This is a genomic window from Dyadobacter sp. HNCC25DJ187 (genome assembly GCF_056895255.1).
This window is the reverse complement of the sequence record NZ_JBXHAT010000001.1, coordinates 446,455-465,217: the sequence shown is the minus strand read 5'-3', so window position 1 is coordinate 465,217 and position 18,763 is coordinate 446,455. Positions and strand designations below refer to the sequence as shown.

The 18,763-nt window shown below is 42.7% G+C and carries 13 protein-coding genes; 5 read left to right on the top strand and 8 right to left on the bottom strand.

Annotated elements, in window-relative coordinates; all coding sequences use genetic code 11:
* The first annotated feature begins 6 nt into the window (after positions 1 to 6).
* Positions 7 to 1,278, top strand: coding sequence for an NAD(P)/FAD-dependent oxidoreductase (locus AC1XUE_RS01800; protein ID WP_483354221.1), 1,272 nt, complete (start codon positions 7 to 9; stop codon positions 1,276 to 1,278).
* Positions 1,279 to 1,335: 57 nt separating this feature from the next.
* Here AC1XUE_RS01800 and AC1XUE_RS01795 read toward each other — a convergent pair whose 3' ends face one another.
* Positions 1,336 to 1,758 carry a winged helix-turn-helix transcriptional regulator gene (locus AC1XUE_RS01795; protein ID WP_483354220.1) on the bottom strand — a complete coding sequence of 141 codons (423 nt, stop codon included), beginning with the start codon at positions 1,756 to 1,758 and terminating at the stop codon, positions 1,336 to 1,338.
* Between the two features lie 239 nt (positions 1,759 to 1,997).
* On the opposite strand from AC1XUE_RS01795, the gene AC1XUE_RS01790 reads away from it, so the two are divergent.
* The gene (locus AC1XUE_RS01790; RefSeq protein ID WP_483354219.1) at positions 1,998 to 2,477 is read left to right on the top strand and encodes a Dps family protein; all 480 of its coding nucleotides are present in this window, start codon (positions 1,998 to 2,000) and stop codon (positions 2,475 to 2,477) included.
* Positions 2,478 to 2,537: 60 nt separating this feature from the next.
* On the opposite strand, the gene AC1XUE_RS01785 is transcribed toward AC1XUE_RS01790, so the two are convergent.
* The 5 genes from AC1XUE_RS01785 to AC1XUE_RS01765 form a co-directional block, all read right to left on the bottom strand.
* Positions 2,538 to 3,527, bottom strand: a complete 990-nt coding sequence (locus tag AC1XUE_RS01785) for a CobW family GTP-binding protein (protein ID WP_483354218.1) — start codon at positions 3,525 to 3,527, stop codon at positions 2,538 to 2,540.
* A gap of 1 nt (position 3,528) precedes the next feature.
* A complete protein-coding gene (locus AC1XUE_RS01780; RefSeq protein WP_483354217.1) occupies positions 3,529 to 4,482 on the bottom strand; it encodes a bifunctional metallophosphatase/5'-nucleotidase in 954 nt (317 codons plus the stop codon).
* Positions 4,454 to 5,209, bottom strand: a complete 756-nt coding sequence (locus tag AC1XUE_RS01775) for a 5'-nucleotidase C-terminal domain-containing protein (RefSeq protein WP_483354216.1) — start codon at positions 5,207 to 5,209, stop codon at positions 4,454 to 4,456. Before AC1XUE_RS01775 ends, AC1XUE_RS01780 begins: the two co-directional genes overlap by 29 nt.
* Positions 5,210 to 5,465: 256 nt before the next feature.
* On the bottom strand, positions 5,466 to 7,049 hold the full coding sequence (locus AC1XUE_RS01770; RefSeq protein WP_483354215.1) for a RagB/SusD family nutrient uptake outer membrane protein: 1,584 nt from the start codon (positions 7,047 to 7,049) through the stop codon (positions 5,466 to 5,468).
* Positions 7,050 to 7,059: 10 nt separating this feature from the next.
* The gene (locus AC1XUE_RS01765) at positions 7,060 to 10,590 is read right to left on the bottom strand and encodes a SusC/RagA family TonB-linked outer membrane protein (protein WP_483354214.1); all 3,531 of its coding nucleotides are present in this window, start codon (positions 10,588 to 10,590) and stop codon (positions 7,060 to 7,062) included.
* Between the two features lie 311 nt (positions 10,591 to 10,901).
* Between AC1XUE_RS01765 and AC1XUE_RS01760 the strand changes: the two genes are divergently transcribed.
* The gene (locus AC1XUE_RS01760; RefSeq protein ID WP_483354213.1) at positions 10,902 to 11,297 is read left to right on the top strand and encodes a hypothetical protein; all 396 of its coding nucleotides are present in this window, start codon (positions 10,902 to 10,904) and stop codon (positions 11,295 to 11,297) included.
* Positions 11,298 to 11,344: 47 nt separating this feature from the next.
* On the opposite strand, the gene AC1XUE_RS01755 is transcribed toward AC1XUE_RS01760, so the two are convergent.
* The gene (locus AC1XUE_RS01755) at positions 11,345 to 13,504 is read right to left on the bottom strand and encodes a M43 family zinc metalloprotease (protein WP_483354212.1); all 2,160 of its coding nucleotides are present in this window, start codon (positions 13,502 to 13,504) and stop codon (positions 11,345 to 11,347) included.
* A 244-nt stretch (positions 13,505 to 13,748) separates the two neighbouring features.
* On the opposite strand from AC1XUE_RS01755, the gene dinB reads away from it, so the two are divergent.
* A complete protein-coding gene (dinB, locus tag AC1XUE_RS01750; protein ID WP_483354211.1) occupies positions 13,749 to 14,861 on the top strand; it encodes a DNA polymerase IV in 1,113 nt (370 codons plus the stop codon).
* Positions 14,862 to 14,865: 4 nt separating this feature from the next.
* On the opposite strand, the gene AC1XUE_RS01745 is transcribed toward dinB, so the two are convergent.
* The gene (locus AC1XUE_RS01745) at positions 14,866 to 16,044 is read right to left on the bottom strand and encodes a putative sensor domain DACNV-containing protein (RefSeq protein WP_483354210.1); all 1,179 of its coding nucleotides are present in this window, start codon (positions 16,042 to 16,044) and stop codon (positions 14,866 to 14,868) included.
* Positions 16,045 to 16,879: 835 nt separating this feature from the next.
* On the opposite strand from AC1XUE_RS01745, the gene AC1XUE_RS01740 reads away from it, so the two are divergent.
* The gene (locus AC1XUE_RS01740; RefSeq protein ID WP_483354209.1) at positions 16,880 to 18,700 is read left to right on the top strand and encodes an ABC transporter ATP-binding protein; all 1,821 of its coding nucleotides are present in this window, start codon (positions 16,880 to 16,882) and stop codon (positions 18,698 to 18,700) included.
* The last annotated feature ends 63 nt before the right edge of the window (positions 18,701 to 18,763 follow it).

Below are 18,763 nucleotides of genomic sequence, written 5' to 3'. Positions count from 1 at the left end.
TACGTAATGCATATAGTAATCATTGGAGGAGGATTTGCAGGAGTAAACCTTGCCCTTTCGCTTGGTCGCAGTACAAAGCATACCATCACAATAGTTGATAAAAATAATTACAATTTTTTTCCACCTCTGATTTATCAGGTGGCCACAGGCTTTCTGGAGCCTTCCAGCATTAGCTATCCTTTTAGAAAGCTTTTTGCAAAACAGTCCAACACTGATTTCCGGCTAGGTGCTTTGGAAAAGATAATTCCCGAGGCGAACAAAGTGATTTTGTCCAATGGAGAACTGACTTACGATTACCTTGTTATCGCGACGGGCGCCCGGACAAACTTCTTCGGAATGGAGAATGTACAGCGAAATGCCATCGCCATGAAAACGCTGGATGATGCTATTGACATGCGGAACACATTGTTATCACGCATGGAACAGGCAACCCTGCTAAATGACCCGGCAGAGGTTAGAAAATTACTAACTATTGTAATCGCCGGAGGCGGACCTACGGGAGTGGAATTATCAGGAATGTTTGCTGAGATGCGAAATGGAATTCTGAGAAAAGAGTATCCGGAACTGGTGGGCAAGGGAAGTGAGATTTATCTGATCGATGGCAGTGAAGCATTGCTATCACCGATGAGCCTTCAATCTCAGAAGCACACCTACGAGGACCTGTCAAAACTGGGTGTAAAAATTATGCTCAATAGCCGGGTGAAGGATTTCGTAGATGACACCATATACCTGGGGAGTGGTGAAACAATTTCTGCCAAAACCCTGATATGGGCGGCGGGAGTCACCGCAAAGACTTTTGAGGGACTTCCTGCCGAATCCTACGGACGCGCAGGACGTATGGTCACGGACGAATACAATAAAGTAACGGGCACAGCAAACATATTCGCTATTGGTGATACGAGCATACAAGTTTCAGATGAGGCCTTTCCGTTTGGTCATCCACAGGTAGCACAGGTAGCCATACAACAAGGACGACATCTTGCCAAAAATTTGAAAAACATCGCTGAAAACAAACCGCTTGTACCTTTCAAATATACCGACAAAGGATCCATGGCGATCATAGGAAGAATGAAAGCTGTGGTTGATCTTCCAAAACCAAAGGCTCATTTCAGCGGGACAATTGCCTGGTTTGCCTGGTTATTTATTCACCTGATTTCTTTGATCACTTATAGAAATCGGGTCAGGACACTTTACAATTGGATGATCGCCTATTTCACAAAAGACCAGTCGCTTCGAATGATCATTAAACCTACACTTAAACCGGACAGAGATAAATAATAAGGATCAAAGAAAACTCCCAGCCATAGCACGAAGGTTGCCTGATTTATTAAAATTTCAGGCAATTTTCTTTTTGAGTGCTTTTGTAAATTCTTTAACTGTTTTCTGTTTGTCTTTTTTAAGTAAGGAATTTAACTCGGACTTGGAAGCGTCAGGATTATGCCTGGAACCCCAGATCGACAGTTCAGTTACAATAGGCATAAGTGAAATCCCTTTTTCAGTAAGGTTGTATACAAACATGGTCTTGTTTTCTACTGAGGAAGTTTTGGTGATGAAACCATATGTCACAAGCATATTCAGCCGGTCAGCCAGAATATTGGTAGCTATTCTTTCATCCGAAAGCAGGAAATCTCTGTATGCGGACTTCCCTTCAAACATCATATCTCTTAAAATCAGTAGTGTCCATTTGTCACCAATAAAGTCAAGCGTGTAACTGATCGGGCAGTCAGATCGGGTTGTAATCTCTTTGAACTTCTTCATAAGCAGAATGACTCGGATGGTAAGATTGCAAGTGTACTCCAATGGTAAATATACATGAATATACTTTTGGCAGACCATTTAGCCTGTATCTTTTGCTGACAATTGGTGCTCTTGTACAGTTCCGAAATTCCTGCCTGATGATTGGCTGGTCTATATACGCATTGGTATGATTATTTTGATTTGCATTGTGCATTTTAAGGCCCTAATACAAACAAAAAACAACTCAAACGATATACAACATGAATGCCGAAGCAATCAGCTTAACAGAAAAAGAAGTGAAACCCGTTGTGGACTTATTGAATGATTATCTTGCCAATTATCATATTCATTACCAGAAGCTACGGGGCTGCCACTGGAACATTAAGGGACAAAATTTCTTTACCCTACATGTGAAGTTTGAAGAGCTCTATACCAATGCACAATTGACGATAGATGAAATTGCAGAACGTGTACTGACCCTTGGAAAGCCTCCTCACAGTCGGTTTGCAGATTACATCCAGGAATCCAAAATTAAGGAAATAGATACCATTGGGATGAAAGACCTGGTTATGGTAGATGCTATTCTGGATGACATGGCTAATCTCATCGAACTTGAGAGGGAATTACTGGAACTTACAGACAAAGCCGGTGATGACGGTACAAATGATATGGTTAACCGTTTTATGCAGTTTAAGGAGAAAAATACCTGGATGCTGCGGTCATTCGCCGGAAAAAAGTAATCACTTAGTTATCATAGAAAAAACCCATTCTGATGCCGGAATGGGTTTTTTCTATACATATCATATCTTAAAGCCGGCCTCTCTTTCAGCTTTGGTTTTGGCATTTACGGTTCTGATGGCAGGCCTCAAAATTCTTTGAATACCGGGAGTTTGTAAACCTACTCCAATAAATACCAACTCTGATATGGGATTAGCTACTTCCCAGCTTCCGTGACTTTCCAATGTCAGACGCTTACCTGTGGACTGCAGCAAGATTTTTTCATTACTTTTTTCCAATTTTATAAACCCTTTAATGCGGTATATCTGGCGGTAGTGTATCATCATGCTCACGTTAAGCGTATGTAGCAGATAATCCCTGTAAAACTCGTTTTCGGTGCGGTACGTGACGGTGTTTATTTTATGTTTTCCGATGCCCAGAGTAACCCCCTCATGTTCAGGTAGAAACGGGTTTTTATTCAATACAGGTGATGTCAGCAGATTTTCCGGGATACTTCCATCTTTCGAAAAAATAACAGATGCAAACGGGTTGACCTTTGACAGAATTTCCTTCAACTTTAATGTGTAATCTGCTGATACAAAGTCAATTTTGTTGATCACAATCAAATCTGAACAAACAAGTTGGCGGATCGTTTCATTGGTCTCTTCGAGATAATCTTCAACGTTCTCTGCATCTGCTATACATATTACGCGTTGCAAATTGAAGGCTTTAGCAACATCTTCCCTTGTAAAAATGGCCGCAACGCTGCCGGCATCTGCTACACCAGTTGTTTCAATAAATAAATTTTGAGCTCTTTCACTGCTATTTGCCATCAGGGAAAGTACGTTGTACAACTCTTCATCCAGCGAACAGCAAATACATCCATTGCTTAGCTCATACATTTGATCATACGACTGTGTAATCAGGCTTCCATCTACAGCAGCTTTCCCAAATTCATTTTCTATCACCACATTTCTCTGTCCGGCTACACCCTTTAAAAGGTGGTTGAGGACCGTAGTTTTCCCCGCTCCAAGGAAGCCGGTGATCAGAAATACATTAATCCTGTTATTCATTCTAAACCATCATGTTGTTTACCACCGGGCAGACCGCCGCCATCATTTTATGTTTGCCGGAATACCTGTCGAAGAGGAAATCCAGGCGTCCCAGATTAATACCTGCAAAGCCCACCTGATTTATTAACGTTGCTTTTCCGTCAAGGTTCATTACCGTTTCTGGTTCTTTCAGGAAAGTGTGCGTGTGGCCGCCAATAATCAGATCAATATTGCGGGTTGACTTAGCCAATACCTGATCTGAAACTTTGTTGTCTTTGTATTTATATCCAAGGTGCGATAGACAAATGACCAGATCACAGTGTTTTTCATTTTTTAGCAGGGATGCTGTTTCATTGCCTTTCAGGATAGGATCAAGATACTGCGTTTCGCCGTAATTGTTTTTACTGACCAGTCCTTTCAACTCAATTCCAAGCCCGAATACACCTATTTTGATACCTTGCTTTTTAAAAATTTTATAGGGCTGGGTTTTACCATGTAATGCAGTGTTCCGAAAGTCATAGTTGCTGATCAGAAATGGAAAATCAGCATTCGGCATTTGCTTTATAAAGCCTTCGATTCCGTTATCGAAGTCGTGATTTCCGAAAGTGGAGGCGTCGTAACCCATATCACTCATGAGTTTCAGCTCCAGCTCTCCACCAAACACGTTAAAGTAAGGTGTGCCCTGGAAAATATCACCTGCGTCGAGCAGCAACACATTTTTTTGCTCAGCACGTATGGATTTGATGATTGCTGATCGCCTCGCCACCCCTCCCATTCCTTGGTTACGTGAACCGTCCATCGGAAAGGGATCTATACGACTGTGTACATCATTGGTATGAAGTATTGTGAGCTGTATCGCGTCGCGCCCGGCAAAGGCAGATAAGGGCGAAGCACCTAATCCCAAAAAGCCTGCAATAGTGCCTGCTTTCTTTAAAAAATCTCTTCTCTCAGTTCTCTGAAACAACAATTCTTCCATCTATCAGCGGGGTTATTGATTTTCCATTTTTAGTTTGTTCGGCTACATAGTCCAAAAGCGCTGTACGGATGAGTTTTCCGGTATCATGACGTTCAAGGGGATTTGCGAGACTATTCTGGTCATCACCATTGTTAGCCAGGTAATCGGAAGTAGCGATCATATATTCCTTGTTGAGGTCCAAAGGCTTTCCGTTGATGGAAACATCATAGGCTTTTTTATTCAAAATTTTCATTCTGATGCCTGATACCGGCTGTCCATTGCTGGAAGCCAGATAATCCACTATTTTCTGAACACTGGTTCCGGAAAGCTTCAGGATTATAATCTCATTATCAAAAGGCATCAGCTCGAAAATATGGGCAATCGTAATACTGCCAGCTGGAACAGAATTCCGTATACCGCCTTTGGTAGTCGGGAAGGAGATATCAGTACCGGGCTCAATTTTCCTGGCCTCAGCCAAAATAGCGTCAGCGAAAAAATTACCTAAAGAAGTCTCAGGTTCGGAAGATTTTTCAAGTTCGGCAGTAACATGGCCAATCACTTTGTTCATTTCCGACTCCATCTTTTGCTTATACGGCGTAGACGTACGAATTACGGATGAATCTACGGCTACCTCTTGGGTGATGCCATATTGCTTGTATTCGTTATGCTTGACCGTGAAATGTTTGTTACAGGAAAGACTTAAAACAGATGCTACCAGCAGGGCACCAACACTCTTATATCGAATCATAAATTGATGAATTGAGTTGCAAAGGTAATAGCCGTATCGTGACGAAGATGATATTAGCCAAAAATTCATCGGCTACGAACGTGTTTACATTTGAAAGGATCATATTTCTAATCTCAATCCTATTTATTTCCGCGTTCGGTTATCGCCCTTGTTATCTCTTTCTCGTAACGGTTATAACGTTATATAGCCCAGATAAAATAAAAGCGGGCAGATCATACATCCGCCCGCTTTCGTAAACTTCTAAGTCAAATCTCTTTTACCAGAGTGGATTTTGTCTCAGATTAGGATTTGCATCTATCTGTGACTGTGGTAGTGGATAAAGCTCCAATTTGGGTGTGTATGGAAGCAGTATGTTATCCACGATCTGTTCCGGTGACATTGCGGTGATTTCATCGCTCAATGTGCCCCATCGGCGAATGTCAAATACCGTATTAAACTCTCCTGACAGTTCCAACCTTCTTTCCTTACGTATCGCTGTTCGTAATTCAGTTGCGTTGGTTGCTTTGGAAGCAGTTGCCTTGGCACGCGTACGGACGCGGTTCAGTAAAGGAAGCGCTTCAGCAGGTTTGCCAGTTTCAACCAGTGCTTCTGCGAGGCATAGCAAAACATCGGAGTATCTCAACTCGATCAGGTCAGCTGAATACCCCTGATTTGCTGCACCTGCGGGGCGGGGATCCCTGGCCATTTTACCAAATGACATCCCATATTTATAATTACCTGTACCCACTGCTGTCTTAGTGCGTTGATTTATGTAATTAGCTTTCACCGTATCATAAACGATACTGTCACCCGGTTGGGCATCACCCCTTGCAGTTCCTCTGAAAACATATTTGCTGATGACAGTAAAATCACGGCGAACATCTGTCGGTTCATATAACTTGTAAAAATCATAAGTCAGGCCGTAATTGGTTTGTTCATCGCCGTTTACCAGTCCCGGCGGAAATAGATTAAAAGGCAAAATGTTGCCGTTGGGATTAGCGGAGTTGATAAAATACCCGAATGAAAGTACGATCTCAGCATTTCTCTCATTGTTCAGAGCGAAGATACGCGGGAAATCTGCCATTAATTCGAAACCATATTTAGCTTCATTTGCGCTTCCGGTTACCTCTTTCAGTTTATCAACTGCCTTCTGGTAGTTTTCAGTTTTGGCAAGCGGTTTGCCGGCCATTGTTAAATATACCTTACCCAGCATGGCTTTTACCGTCCCGGCTGTGACGCGGCCCAGTTCAGCTCCGCTACGGGAGTCGGGAAGATGGGTTTCTGCAAAGGCGAGATCTGCGAGTACAACATCATAAACTTCTGTAGCGGTTTTTTTGCCGCCAAAAATCAGGTCGGTATCTTTCAGGGAATTGATGGGCTCTAAAATAATCGGAACATCTCCGAACAATCTGACCAGATTAAAGTAGGCATAACCACGTAAAAAACGCGCTTCGGCAATATAGGGATCTGCCTCAGCTTCTTCGCCGGGAACGGCCAGTTTCGCATTAGCAATCACAATGTTGGCTCTGAAAATGATTTTATAGAATCTGGACCACACTGCAGCGAAAGCGCCTGAATTAGGCAAATGGCCAAAACGATAATAAGGTTCACCACCCACTCCTATTCCGGCGGTTGCATAACGGTGGCCGGTTTCTGTAAGCGTAAATCTGGCACTGATATCATTCACATCGGGTGCGGTATATGTTTGATATACTCCGACTGTGGCCTGGTTAAGTCCTTCTTCATTTTCAAAAACGACTTCCTTACTTAGCGATGAAAACGGCTTTTCATCCAGGTTATCTTTGCAGGAAATAATGCCTAGCAAGAATAATGCGGGTAGTAATGTATTTAATCCTTTCATGAGTGTGATCTTAAAAATTACATGAAAAACCAATGGTGTAAGAACGCTGCATAGGATACGCGCCGTAATCAATACCTTGCTGAAGAAGCGATTGTGCATACGAACTCACTTCAGGATCATATCCGGTATACTTGGTAAGTGTCCAAAGGTTTGTACCTGTTACAAATAATTTGGGATTCTGAATCGGGCCTAATTTTGGGAAGGTGTAAGAAAGAGCCAGCATTTTAAGTCTGACGAAACTTCCATCTTCTACCATCGTAGAGTTAATATCTCCCGATGCTATACCCCGCTGAATACCAGGATATTTCGGATCATTGTGCTGGTTGCTTTCTGTATAGCGGCGGTTATACCATTCTTCCGACTGGTTGAAGCCGACGCCGCCGTAATCCACCACCCCATTGTTGACGTAAAAGCTGGTAAGATTCAGTACATTGTTACCTACAGAACCTGTAAATAACGCATTCAATGAGAAGTTTTTCCATGTGAAGTCATTGCTCCATCCAAATGTAAAATCCGGGTTGGATTTTCCTAAAACTACTCTGTCTTCATCATTGATAATATCATCACCATTTGTATCCTCATATATCCATGAACCGTAAACAGGTGTTCCGATTGAGCCAGCAGGTCTTGGTCCTTCAAATGTGGCAAACAATGGATTTCCATTTGCATCAAAATCAGATACCTGAGATAAACCTGCTACGCGGTAGCCGAAGAATCGCCCAACTTCTTCTCCCGGTTTGAGTATACCTGATACTCCTCCAAGCAAGTTTCCATTGATCGATACGTAGTCAGGCTGTGTTCTTTCGCCTAAGTCTACCAGTGTAGTTACGTTTTTCGAAACGTTGATACGTGATGAAAATGTAACATTTTTATGCTGAACTATATTAGCCTGTAAACTCACCTCCACACCACGGTTCCGCATTGTCCCATAATTATCCAGGATAGAGTTCACACCGGATTGAGTTGGCAAAACGCGTTGTTGGAGCAAATCAGATGTGACTTTATTGTAATAATCTGCGCTGATCACTAGACGATCTTTTGCTGTGTTAAAATCAATACCGGCATTAAACTGTCTGGTACGTTCCCATGTCAGGTTCGGATTTGCCAGTGTAGTCGGGAAGATACCGGTAGTGATAGTACCGTCCCCATCTCCCAACTGGTAAAAGGCACTGTTGAATTGCATAAGTGAAGAATAGGGTCCTATTGCCTGGCTCCCCGTCTCTCCGTATGAAGCTCTGAACTTGGTATTTGAAACGAACTTCACATTTTTCATGAATTCCTCCTGATCCAGGTTCCATGCCAGCGCTACCGATGGAAATAAGCCATACTTGTTGTTTTCCGCAAAAGCAGAAGCACCATCCATTCTAAGTGAAGTATTTAACACATATCTTCCTTTGAATGAATAGTTGATCCGTCCGAAAGCAGATTGCAGAATTCTCTTTTCCTTAAATGAACCCAATGACTGAGATTGTGCACTTCCTATATTGTCTGTGCCGAAGTATGGAATATCGAAACCCGATGTACTGGTATTGACGAATTCAACGACCTGATCGTTATATTCCACACCGGCTGTTGCATTGATGTAGTGATCCTTCTTAATCGTATTTTCATACTGCAGGAATGCATTAACGTTATACGAATAGGTGTTGGAGGTATTGTTACTTCCTCGTCCGCGCGATTGATTTCCTTCTGCTGTACTTGGTGGCAGAAATACACTGCGTCGGGTAAGATTTTGATTGCTTCCCAAACTCACTACAAATTGCAATCCCGGAGCCAGCTTGAAATAGTTTTCCAGGTTGATGATCGAGTAATCATTTTGCGTTACATCTGACTTAGCCATCAGTTCATTGTATGGATTGGCAAAATAATATCCCTGGTAGCCGGGTATTCCCAGACTGTTGAAACCGAGATAATCACGCTCCAAAGTAGGTGCTGCTCGCAAACCATCCATCAGGCCACCTGAAAATGGCCATGCACGGGATGCAGTAACAGCCCTGTTGGACTTCTGGCGGGTGTAGGCAAGTTGTCCTTTCAGCGTATACCAGTTATTGACTTCATTGTTCAGATTAGCCCGGATACTTCCACGTTTGTTATCGGAATTGATGATTGTTCCCTTATCAAACAGGTAATTCCCTGAGATGTAATATGATGATTTGGCACTGCCACCTGATACACTCATGGTAACGTCCTGACGGAAGCTCGGCTGTGTGATCTCATCTACCCAATTGGTGTTGGTAGTAACGCTGTTGGGATTTTCAAATGGCTCTGCACGATCTGTCAGCCGGAAACTTTCATTGATGACTTCAGCGTATTGCTGCGAATTCATCATTTTTATAGGGTTGGAAATTGTTCCGAATGAAGTCTTGTTTACCAGTTCGACGCGTCCGGTTCCGCGTTTCCCGGCTTTAGTAGTAATCAGAATTACACCATTAGCACCTCTGGATCCATATATAGCTGTCGCTGAGGCATCCTTAAGTACTTCCATGCTTTCTATGTCATTCGGATTTATACCATAGAGGCCATTTTGTGTATAAGATCCGGTAAAATTGGCACCTGCTTCACGATAGGGCGGCATAGGAAATCCATCAATTACATATAAAGGTTCATTATTTCCGCTTAGCGAGTTATTCCCTCTGATCCGGACTACAGCTGCTGCGCCAGGCTCACCGGAGGTCTCTACCACCTGTACCCCTGTCGTTCTCCCTTGCAGGGCCTGATCTACGGTATTTACAACAGCTGACTTGTATTCGGTACCCGTTACACGCGTGGTCGAGCTGGCCAGATCTCTTTTACTTTGTGTTCCGTATCCGACAACCACAACTTCCTGTAATGCCTTGGCTTCCGGATTCAATTGTATGTTATAAGTCGTTTGTCGCCGTACAGGTACTTCCTTAGTAGTAAAGCCGACGTAGGAAAGCACCAAGATGGATCTTTCTGCCGGCACTTTCATATCAAACGTACCTTCCGGTGTTGTAACGGTTTGTATCTTGGTGTTTTTTACTACGACACTAACTCCCGGAAGTCCGGTACCATTCTCGTCCACTACCAGTCCTTTGATTGCCCTTGCACCAGCGCCAAGGTCCGGAATGCTATCCTGAGGTACCACTGAAGCCGCAACCGCTGTATCTGATTCGGCAGTGCTGCCTGACTGGATGGTTGTGGAATCTACATTTACCGGCTTATTAACGTTGCCTGGGATTCGGCTCATCGCGGCACTATCCGATACTGCCTCGGTATTCTGAGTGCTGGACGGTGTCGCGGCTTTTTTAGAGGTATCTGCCTTTGTTTGCGGCTTGACAAGCGGATCAAATTTTTGAGTTGGCTTTACCACCGAGTCTGATTTCGGCTTCCCGACTGTATCACTCTTAACTTCAGGCTTTGCAACGGTGTCGATCTTGGGTTTGGGGATGGTATCGACTGGAACTTGTGCGTAGGTGGCAGTGCATGTCCCTAGAAAGATCAAGGTAGCAGTGATCTTATTCCTGAACATATTCTGCCAGGGAACACAACCAACCTGATGGGGTCGTTGAGCTTTTGTCATAGGAATTGTGGCTAAGTAATGGAATTCTATTCCGTAAAGTGATATTGTAAAGCCACAATTATCAAAAATCATACCTTAGGAAGTGATGAATATAAAAAAGGTGACATATCATCTGGGACTTGGCGGCCTACAACCTATCGAAGTGTACGAGACTTAGCTTGTCATTAAGAATTTATTTTCACAAAAAATGATAAAGAGAAGTTTTAATTTTTGGAAAAAAGTACTTACCGATTACATTTGTCGAAATGCTCCTATACCAAGTGTTGAAAGTTCGCATTTAGAAATACTATTAGTAAATAAAATACATCACCATGCGTCAGGAACAATTGCTTACGGCCGACTACATAGATTCTCAAATTGGAAATGTAATCGAATATTATATTAAATGGGATTTTGAAGAAGATCCGTTTTACGGGAAAGCAAGAATAAGAGGACTGGCAGATGACGATTTCGGTAAGCTTAAAATTATATGTGACGTGATTGAGGGCAGTGATCTTGAACTTGCCTATGAAGAAGAAGAGGTTTTTTACCACTCAGACAACAGACCAATAATCGCAGGCCCGCTTCCTGAGATTTATTCTGCTAACTGGGTTTCTACGGACGGAAAGAAAAAAAAGCAGATATTCCTGCTGCCAACCAACGAACATGCTAAGGAGTATGCTGTTTCTCAGACCAATAGCAAAGTAGTAGTGAAACGAATTCTTTAAATTGGAAGATAAACGCCGGCTAATCAGCCGGCGTTTATCTTTAGATGTTAATTAACCTTTACAAATTTTTTGGTTAAAATGCGATCTTCGAATACCGCTCTTACCACGTATACTCCCGCGTTGCAGTTATTTAAAGTGAATTCATAGATATTCCCCGGGACCTGACCATTTACGATCTCTCTTTCTACCATTAGTTGTCCCGCAACATTATAGATCTGAATCGCTTTAAGGCTGGCTGGATGCGGATAAAACTGGACTGATATTGCACCGTCGGTTGGGTTGGGAGTTACAAGAAAACCTGCTTCTTTCAGATTCGGATTTACTGTTACCGTGCGAATGTTGATATCATCCAAATAGATGAAGTTACCATTTCCACTTGTATTTTGGAATGCGACCAGCACTTCTCCACTGGCTATAAAGCGGCCTATATTGATTTCTTCCATCCGCCATTCTGAACTACCAGGGACGAATTCTGTGCGTGTCGCTCCGGCTCTTGTTACCAGTGCAGCACCCCACTTTTTATAAACAGGAGTGTATGTTTTTCCGCAATCTGTACTAATAAGCACCTGTAATGTATCCCAGACGGCTGTCTGTGATGCAGCATTGGCATAACTGGCAGCTGCTAGCTGAAATGATACAAAGGCAGAATCAGTGTTGGCAATGTTAACCGTAGGGCTTCGCAGGTAATCTTTTTGGCCCGTTTCAATATTGTCCATATTGTTGATCCGTACTGAATATACTCCGGTTTTAGCGGTAATATTTGTCCGTTCCCAGGTTACACCGGCATCCTCATTCACGATATCCCAGCCAGCAGGCAAAAAGCTGTTTTCAAAGCCTTCTCTAACCGGCGCCTCAAATGGGCCATAGTATATGAACTCTTTTGTCAGTACGTCACTGGAAACGTCCTCATCCGTTACGCCATTAGGATTAGATATAGTTACGGTAATAATATGATTTCCCTCTTCGGTTTGCAGTCCGGGAAAGTTAATCAGTGCTTGCTGATACGTTTCTAGGGAGCCGGTCCAATTTGAACGAACAGCTATTCCGTCGTCCACTTTTGCTTCTATTAATAAGGAAGTTAATGTCCTGCTACCTCTGTTTTCAATGGTGATTTGTGGTACGAATGTATCTGTACACAATCTTTGCTCCGGGCTGTTGATCAATTTGAGCTGAGCGTCATTGTTTTTAAGCATTAAAGGGACACATGCGTTGGAAGCCCCTAACGAGGATCTGTATGTGTCAAATGCAGCTTCCATTCGGGCAACCTGTAAATTAGTAAACATGAGCAGCCCGGCATCAAAGGTATAATCCATGAAGTTCTGATACATAATACCAGGAGCTGTTGGTGAGCAATTATCGGTAACTATTCCGGTAGGCAATCCTTCTGTTTCTTTCGCTTGATTTGGCGTGTCGTCGATATAATCTGTACCCTGGCAACTTCCGTTATCATCTCCCCAAATATGATAAAGGTTGAAAAAATGTCCTAATTCGTGCGTCAGTGTTTTGCCGTAATTATAATTTGTAGCTGATCCGCCCGGCAGACTTCTCTGGTTGATCACAACACCCTGCTCGTCAGGTCTACCCGTATTTGGGAATGTGGCATAACCCAGCAAATTGTTGGTAAAGTCACACACCCAGATATTGAGGTATCGACTCGGGTCCCAGGAATCTGCACCGCCCGTACTTACATGTTTCACGCTGCCCGCCTGAACACCCACTACATCAGTGAAGCCAGCCTGGTTAGTCGTATACCTCACGATCCCGGTTGTAGGTTGATCATTTGGTGTTCTTTGTGCCAGACAGAACTCAATGCCGGAAGAACCATATACATCCCGGAATGCAGACAGGATCCGCGCATTGTTTTGATTGGTACCGGCATAATCTCTGTTTATAGTATCCAGCTGAGCCAAAATCTGATTATCCGTAACAGCGGCCGGACGCCGCATTACAATATGAAAAACAACGGGAATGGTAACCGGGCCAGTTGTTCTCATTGTTTTTTCGGAAGCTACCCGCTGATTAATGATCCGTCGCAATTCAGTCTCTCTATTGTCAAAACTGATTTTTTGTGCAGGATTACTTAAAAAATAGGTATTCAGCGCTTCCATTGTTCCACATCTTTCCTGCGTATAACCAGCAAATGAAACCAGCATAAACAGAAGTGTGATATATGAAAATGGAGCTATTCTATGTAATTTTAAACTCATTTGTACTTTAATTATGCGATCTTGGTAAAGAAAGAATACAGAAGAGTTATCATCCTATAGGCTCCCACATATACTTACGAAAAAAAACGATTTGTTGATGCGACCCTTTGAAAAAAAGCTGCGTTACTACAATTCCACGCTAAACTAGGAAGAAATCCTTTGGAGAGATGATTTCTCATACTTATTTTGTAAGGTACATAGTTGTATATGCATTGAGTTAATTTTTCCATCCTGCGTCAAAAAGATGAATGATATACCAACGGTGATCCGGAAAATCATCCATATTGACATGGACGCTTTTTATGCATCTGTGGAACAGCGAGATAATCCTGACCTTCGCGGCAAGGCAATTGCGGTAGGCGGTTCTCCGACCGGACGCGGGGTTGTAGCAACAGCCAGTTACGAGGCCAGAAAATTTGGTGTACGTTCGGCTATGCCTTCCATTACTGCCATTAAATTGTGTCCGCATATTATTTTTGTTCGTCCTCGTTTTGATGTATACAAAGCTGTGTCACGTGCTATCAGGGAAATATTTGAGCGCTATACCGATCTGATAGAACCGCTTTCTCTGGATGAAGCTTTTCTTGACGTTACTTATGATAAAGCCGGGATAGGCTCAGCGCTGGAAATAGCGAAGGAAATTAAAGCAGCCATTTCCAGTGAACTTCACCTGACTGCTTCTGCAGGCATATCTACCAATAAATTCGTAGCTAAAATTGCATCTGATATCAACAAACCAGATGGTCTGACATTTATCGGACCTTCAAAGATTCAGAAATTTATACACGAACTTCCGGTTGGCAAATTCTTTGGAGTCGGAAAGGTTACGGCTGATAAAATGAATAATATGGATCTCTTCACCGGGGCAGATCTTTACCGTCTCTCTGAACAGGATCTGGTCAAACACTTTGGAAAGAGTGGTCATTTTTACTATCGCATAGCCAGAGGTATCGATGACAGGCAGGTTCAGCCCCATCGTGAAACCAAATCGCTTGGAGCCGAAGATACATTTATGTATGACCTTTCAACGAAGGAAGAGATGTATAAAGAACTCGAGAGGATAGCAGTTACGGTGATTGATCGCCTGGCCAGGAAGCAGCTTTCAGGTCGCACTGTGACATTGAAAATCAAGTATAGCGATTTTACACAGATTACAAGAAATCAATCTTTCCTTCATCCGGTCAGCGATTATGACAGTATTTATAAAGCAGCTACAACACTATTGGATAAGGCTGATTTAGAAGATAGAACAATAAGACTTTTAGGGATATCCCTTTCCAATTTTGGAGAAATCGTTCCCAAGGGACGCAAACCCAAAGACCCTGATCAGCTTGATCTTTTTGATCCTGGCCGATGATTTTCTACAACAGCAAAGCGTCAACTCTGTGCGCCTGAACTTTTTGTTTATACGGTGTCCAGGAAAAGATGGTAAATCTTCCATCCTGAGATGCTACCAATGCAGTCGCATCATGTTGATCGTGAATAAACTGAGCCGCAGACAAATGCCGTGTGCCGCCGTTTTGAACCGGGTGTATAATCTTGCCCTGATTACCGATAATAGGTTCTGTGACCAGCATCTCTTCCACTGGTGAACCCTTGGGTGAGCGCCCGATTTTAGCGCCAAAAGCAAGCAGCTCGTAATTTTCATTGATGATCGTTGCGCCATCTACAGCGGTCAATCCCGCCAAATTGTGTATTGCAGCATTCAATTTCGCCTGCCATATCCCGCTTCTGGTATTTGTAGAAACCTGGTCCCGCAAACCGGCAAGTTCAGAATAAGCAGGCTGTACGGCATAGGATATAGGATGAATAATGGATTCGCGCCAGGTATCTGATCCGGAAGGTACTACAAGCAAAATCCCGCCCCGACCATGATCCCGCATGGATACAGCCAGCTGTACCAGTACATTCAGCGAATCGTCCCATATAGAGGGCGCATCAAATCCCATCATGGAGTTTACCAGCGACGGACAGGCCGGAACGCGTCCGCTGTTTTCATCAATGATCTTTACCTGATCGCCTTTGAGAACAGCTACGTTTACAAATTTGCCGAAACCATCAATACGGCGATGCTTGATGACCAGCATTCCCGGCTCGATCACTTCCAGAACAAAGCATAGAGCAGGAATTTGCCTCGTGGTACCCCAAACGTAAAGTTCGTTATCATAAGCCCACACGCCTAGGTGGATGCCTGAGCGCTCTACCGCCGGTGCAAGTTTGGTGAGGGAATTGGCATTAAACGGCAACATCTCGCCAAAAATAAGAGGATTATCAGCCTGCTCAGGCGCCAGATAGGCAATTGAGATCTTGGGAGATCTTCCCTCTTCCTTTCTTAGACTTGTCCAGAATGTTGTATCTATGATCGACTCGATGATCTGCGGTGATGGAGGGGATGCTAACAACGGTTCCGGATGCAGAAATACATCCTGGTGATGTTTGTAAAAATGATCACTCACCGTTTGTGAAATAGAGCGAGCCGCCTTGTACGCGCTATGCATATCGGGAAAGTAACTGTCAATTGGGTCTGTATCAATCTTCATTTTTTCACATCATAAATAAAACCTACCAGCTGGATGGCTACTTTCTCACAACATTGCACTTTCGGAAAAAGTTGATGTTTCTTTTAAAATACACGGTAATATTGCCAACAAGCCCCCGAAATCTGTGAATATTTTTACACACAATGGCTATAAAACGTTCATAGCTTCGACATTCAGCCAGTTGATTTCCAGCATAGTGCAGAACTGATAACAATGTATTTAATCTTTTTTACACTTTCGCTACAACCATTTCATTGCATTCTTAGTCTCTTTAATGACGAGAGCGTCGCAGTGATTTTGTTAAAGCGTGGTTTGCCTGATTAATTTTAAAACCAGGGTCCGACTCAGCTTACAATTATTTACCATGATAGTACAATAGATGAACATTTTTAAGAAGATTCCGGCAATAAATTTTATTCTGATCTCTCGAAGAGAGTTATTCAGTTGTCCAATACATCTTACTCAGTATTCCTAGGTTCATCTCACCCCACTCCTGCCCTAAAACAGGAATTTCTGTAATTGGGTATTAGTGTGCTGTATGCGTATGAGCCTATGGGTTATTAAATGCTCTGGTGTAATTATTGCAACCTGAACGGATTGATAAGAAGGAAAAATTCGTTTAATCACCATATTAAACGATATGATTCTGATACCGGCTTTATTGATGTAATTTAAGAATGCATATATCGCGTTGATTTACAAGCACTTAATAAATAATTTACCTAAATTTAAGCGTCTATATTATCATTCAACCCAATGAATGGGCAATCTTTGTATTTTCTTTTACCATTTACAAAGATTCACGGCTATATTTTTCCGGCCATTAAACTAAAAAATGAAGACCTATTTCAGACTACTCTCTTTTGCCCGGCCAATTGAAAAATTTGCCATACCCTATATACTGCTTACCCTTTTAGGTGTGTTTTTTACCACAATGCAGCTGGTGCTACTTGCTCCGTTAATGGATACACTTTTTGTAAAAGGAAGTTCAGCAGTACCTGTCAGCAAACCTGACAACTGGATTGACGTTACAGGATACCTCAATTATTATGCTCAGCAGGTAAGTGTAAATGAAGGTCCATTTGAGGCATTAAAACTTGTCTGTGGTATTACAGTATTGTCTGTTTTTCTCGGTAACCTGTTCAAATACTTCTCACAAAGGATTATGGAAAATTTGAGAATTCATACCCTGTTAAATATCCGTAAAGCAGTATTTGACAATGTAATGAGTCTGCATACAGGGTACTTCAGTAACCAACGAAAAGGTGATATTATTGCTAAAATCGCATCGGATGTAGGCGTTGTTCAATTTTCAGTAACAGGCACACTCCAGGTTGTTTTCAAAGAGCCTCTGCAATTGTTAGCTTATGTATTCGTACTTTTCAGTATTTCCTTTAAACTAACCTTTTTTGCAATACTGGTTATTCCTATTTCAGCTTTTCTTATATCAAAAATCGTGAAGAGATTGAAAGAGCAGGCCGCTGAAGCACAACATCTGTTCGGACTCATGATCAGTTATCTGGATGAAGCATTGGGCGGAATTAAAATTATCAAGTCCTTTAATGCTACAGAAGCGATCAAACAGAAATTCCACTCAGAAAACGTGCGTTTTTCGGAGTTAGGAAGAAAAATGGCAAGAAGACAGCAGTTGGGAGCTCCGGTATCCGAGTTTTTGGGTGTAGCTATGGTAAGTTCAATCGTGTTGTACGGTGGCTGGCTAATCCTCAATGGACAATCTGATCTTTCCGGGGCTGAATTTGTGGCTTATATAGCTATTTTTTCGCAGGTAATGCGTCCTGCAAAAGCTATAACGGAGTCATTCAGTAGTATTCATTCAGGTATAGCAGCCGGTGAAAGGGTACTTGAACTGATAGACGAAAAGCCGGTGATATCAGATGCGCCTGAAGCCAGGGATGTTACCAGCTTTAATGAGGCGATCAAACTGAAAAATCTGTCATTCTCCTATCCTGGACGCCGGGTTCTGGATTCCATCAACCTTACAATTCCAAAAGGAAAAACAATCGCTTTAGTTGGTCCTTCCGGCGGTGGGAAATCTACCTTGATGGATTTAATTCCGAGATTTATTGAAGCAGAGAGTGGTGAGGTTACAGTAGATGAGTTGAATGTGAAAGACATTAAACTGGAATCACTGTGGTCTCTTATTGGCGTAGTGAACCAGGAATCGATATTGTTTAACGACACCATCTTTAACAATATCGCATTCGGACTTCCAAACGCTACTTATCAAGAAGTGGAAAATGCCGCGAGAATTGCCAACGCGCACGAATTTATACTTCAAACCGAGAATGGCTACGAAAGCAATATTGGTGACCGTGGCATGAAATTATCAGGTGGACAAAAGCAACGGATCTGTATTGCACGCGCTGTTTTGAAAAATCCCCCTGTGATGTTGTTGGATGAAGCAACTTCTGCCCTGGATACGGAGTCGGAAAAACTGGTACAGGAAGCCTTGAACAACCTGATGAAGAATCGTACTTCGCTGGTAATTGCCCACAGATTGAGCACTATACAGAATGCTGACAAGATTGTTGTGCTGGAAGATGGTAAAATTCGCGAGCAGGGCAATCATCAGGAACTGATTGCGAAAAACGGTCTGTATCGCAGACTGATCGACATGCAGACATTTAATGAGTAGTGAAAATTGGAGAAAATGACTTTAGCGAGCATATTTAAAACGAAACATTTGGCGGCGTTGCTG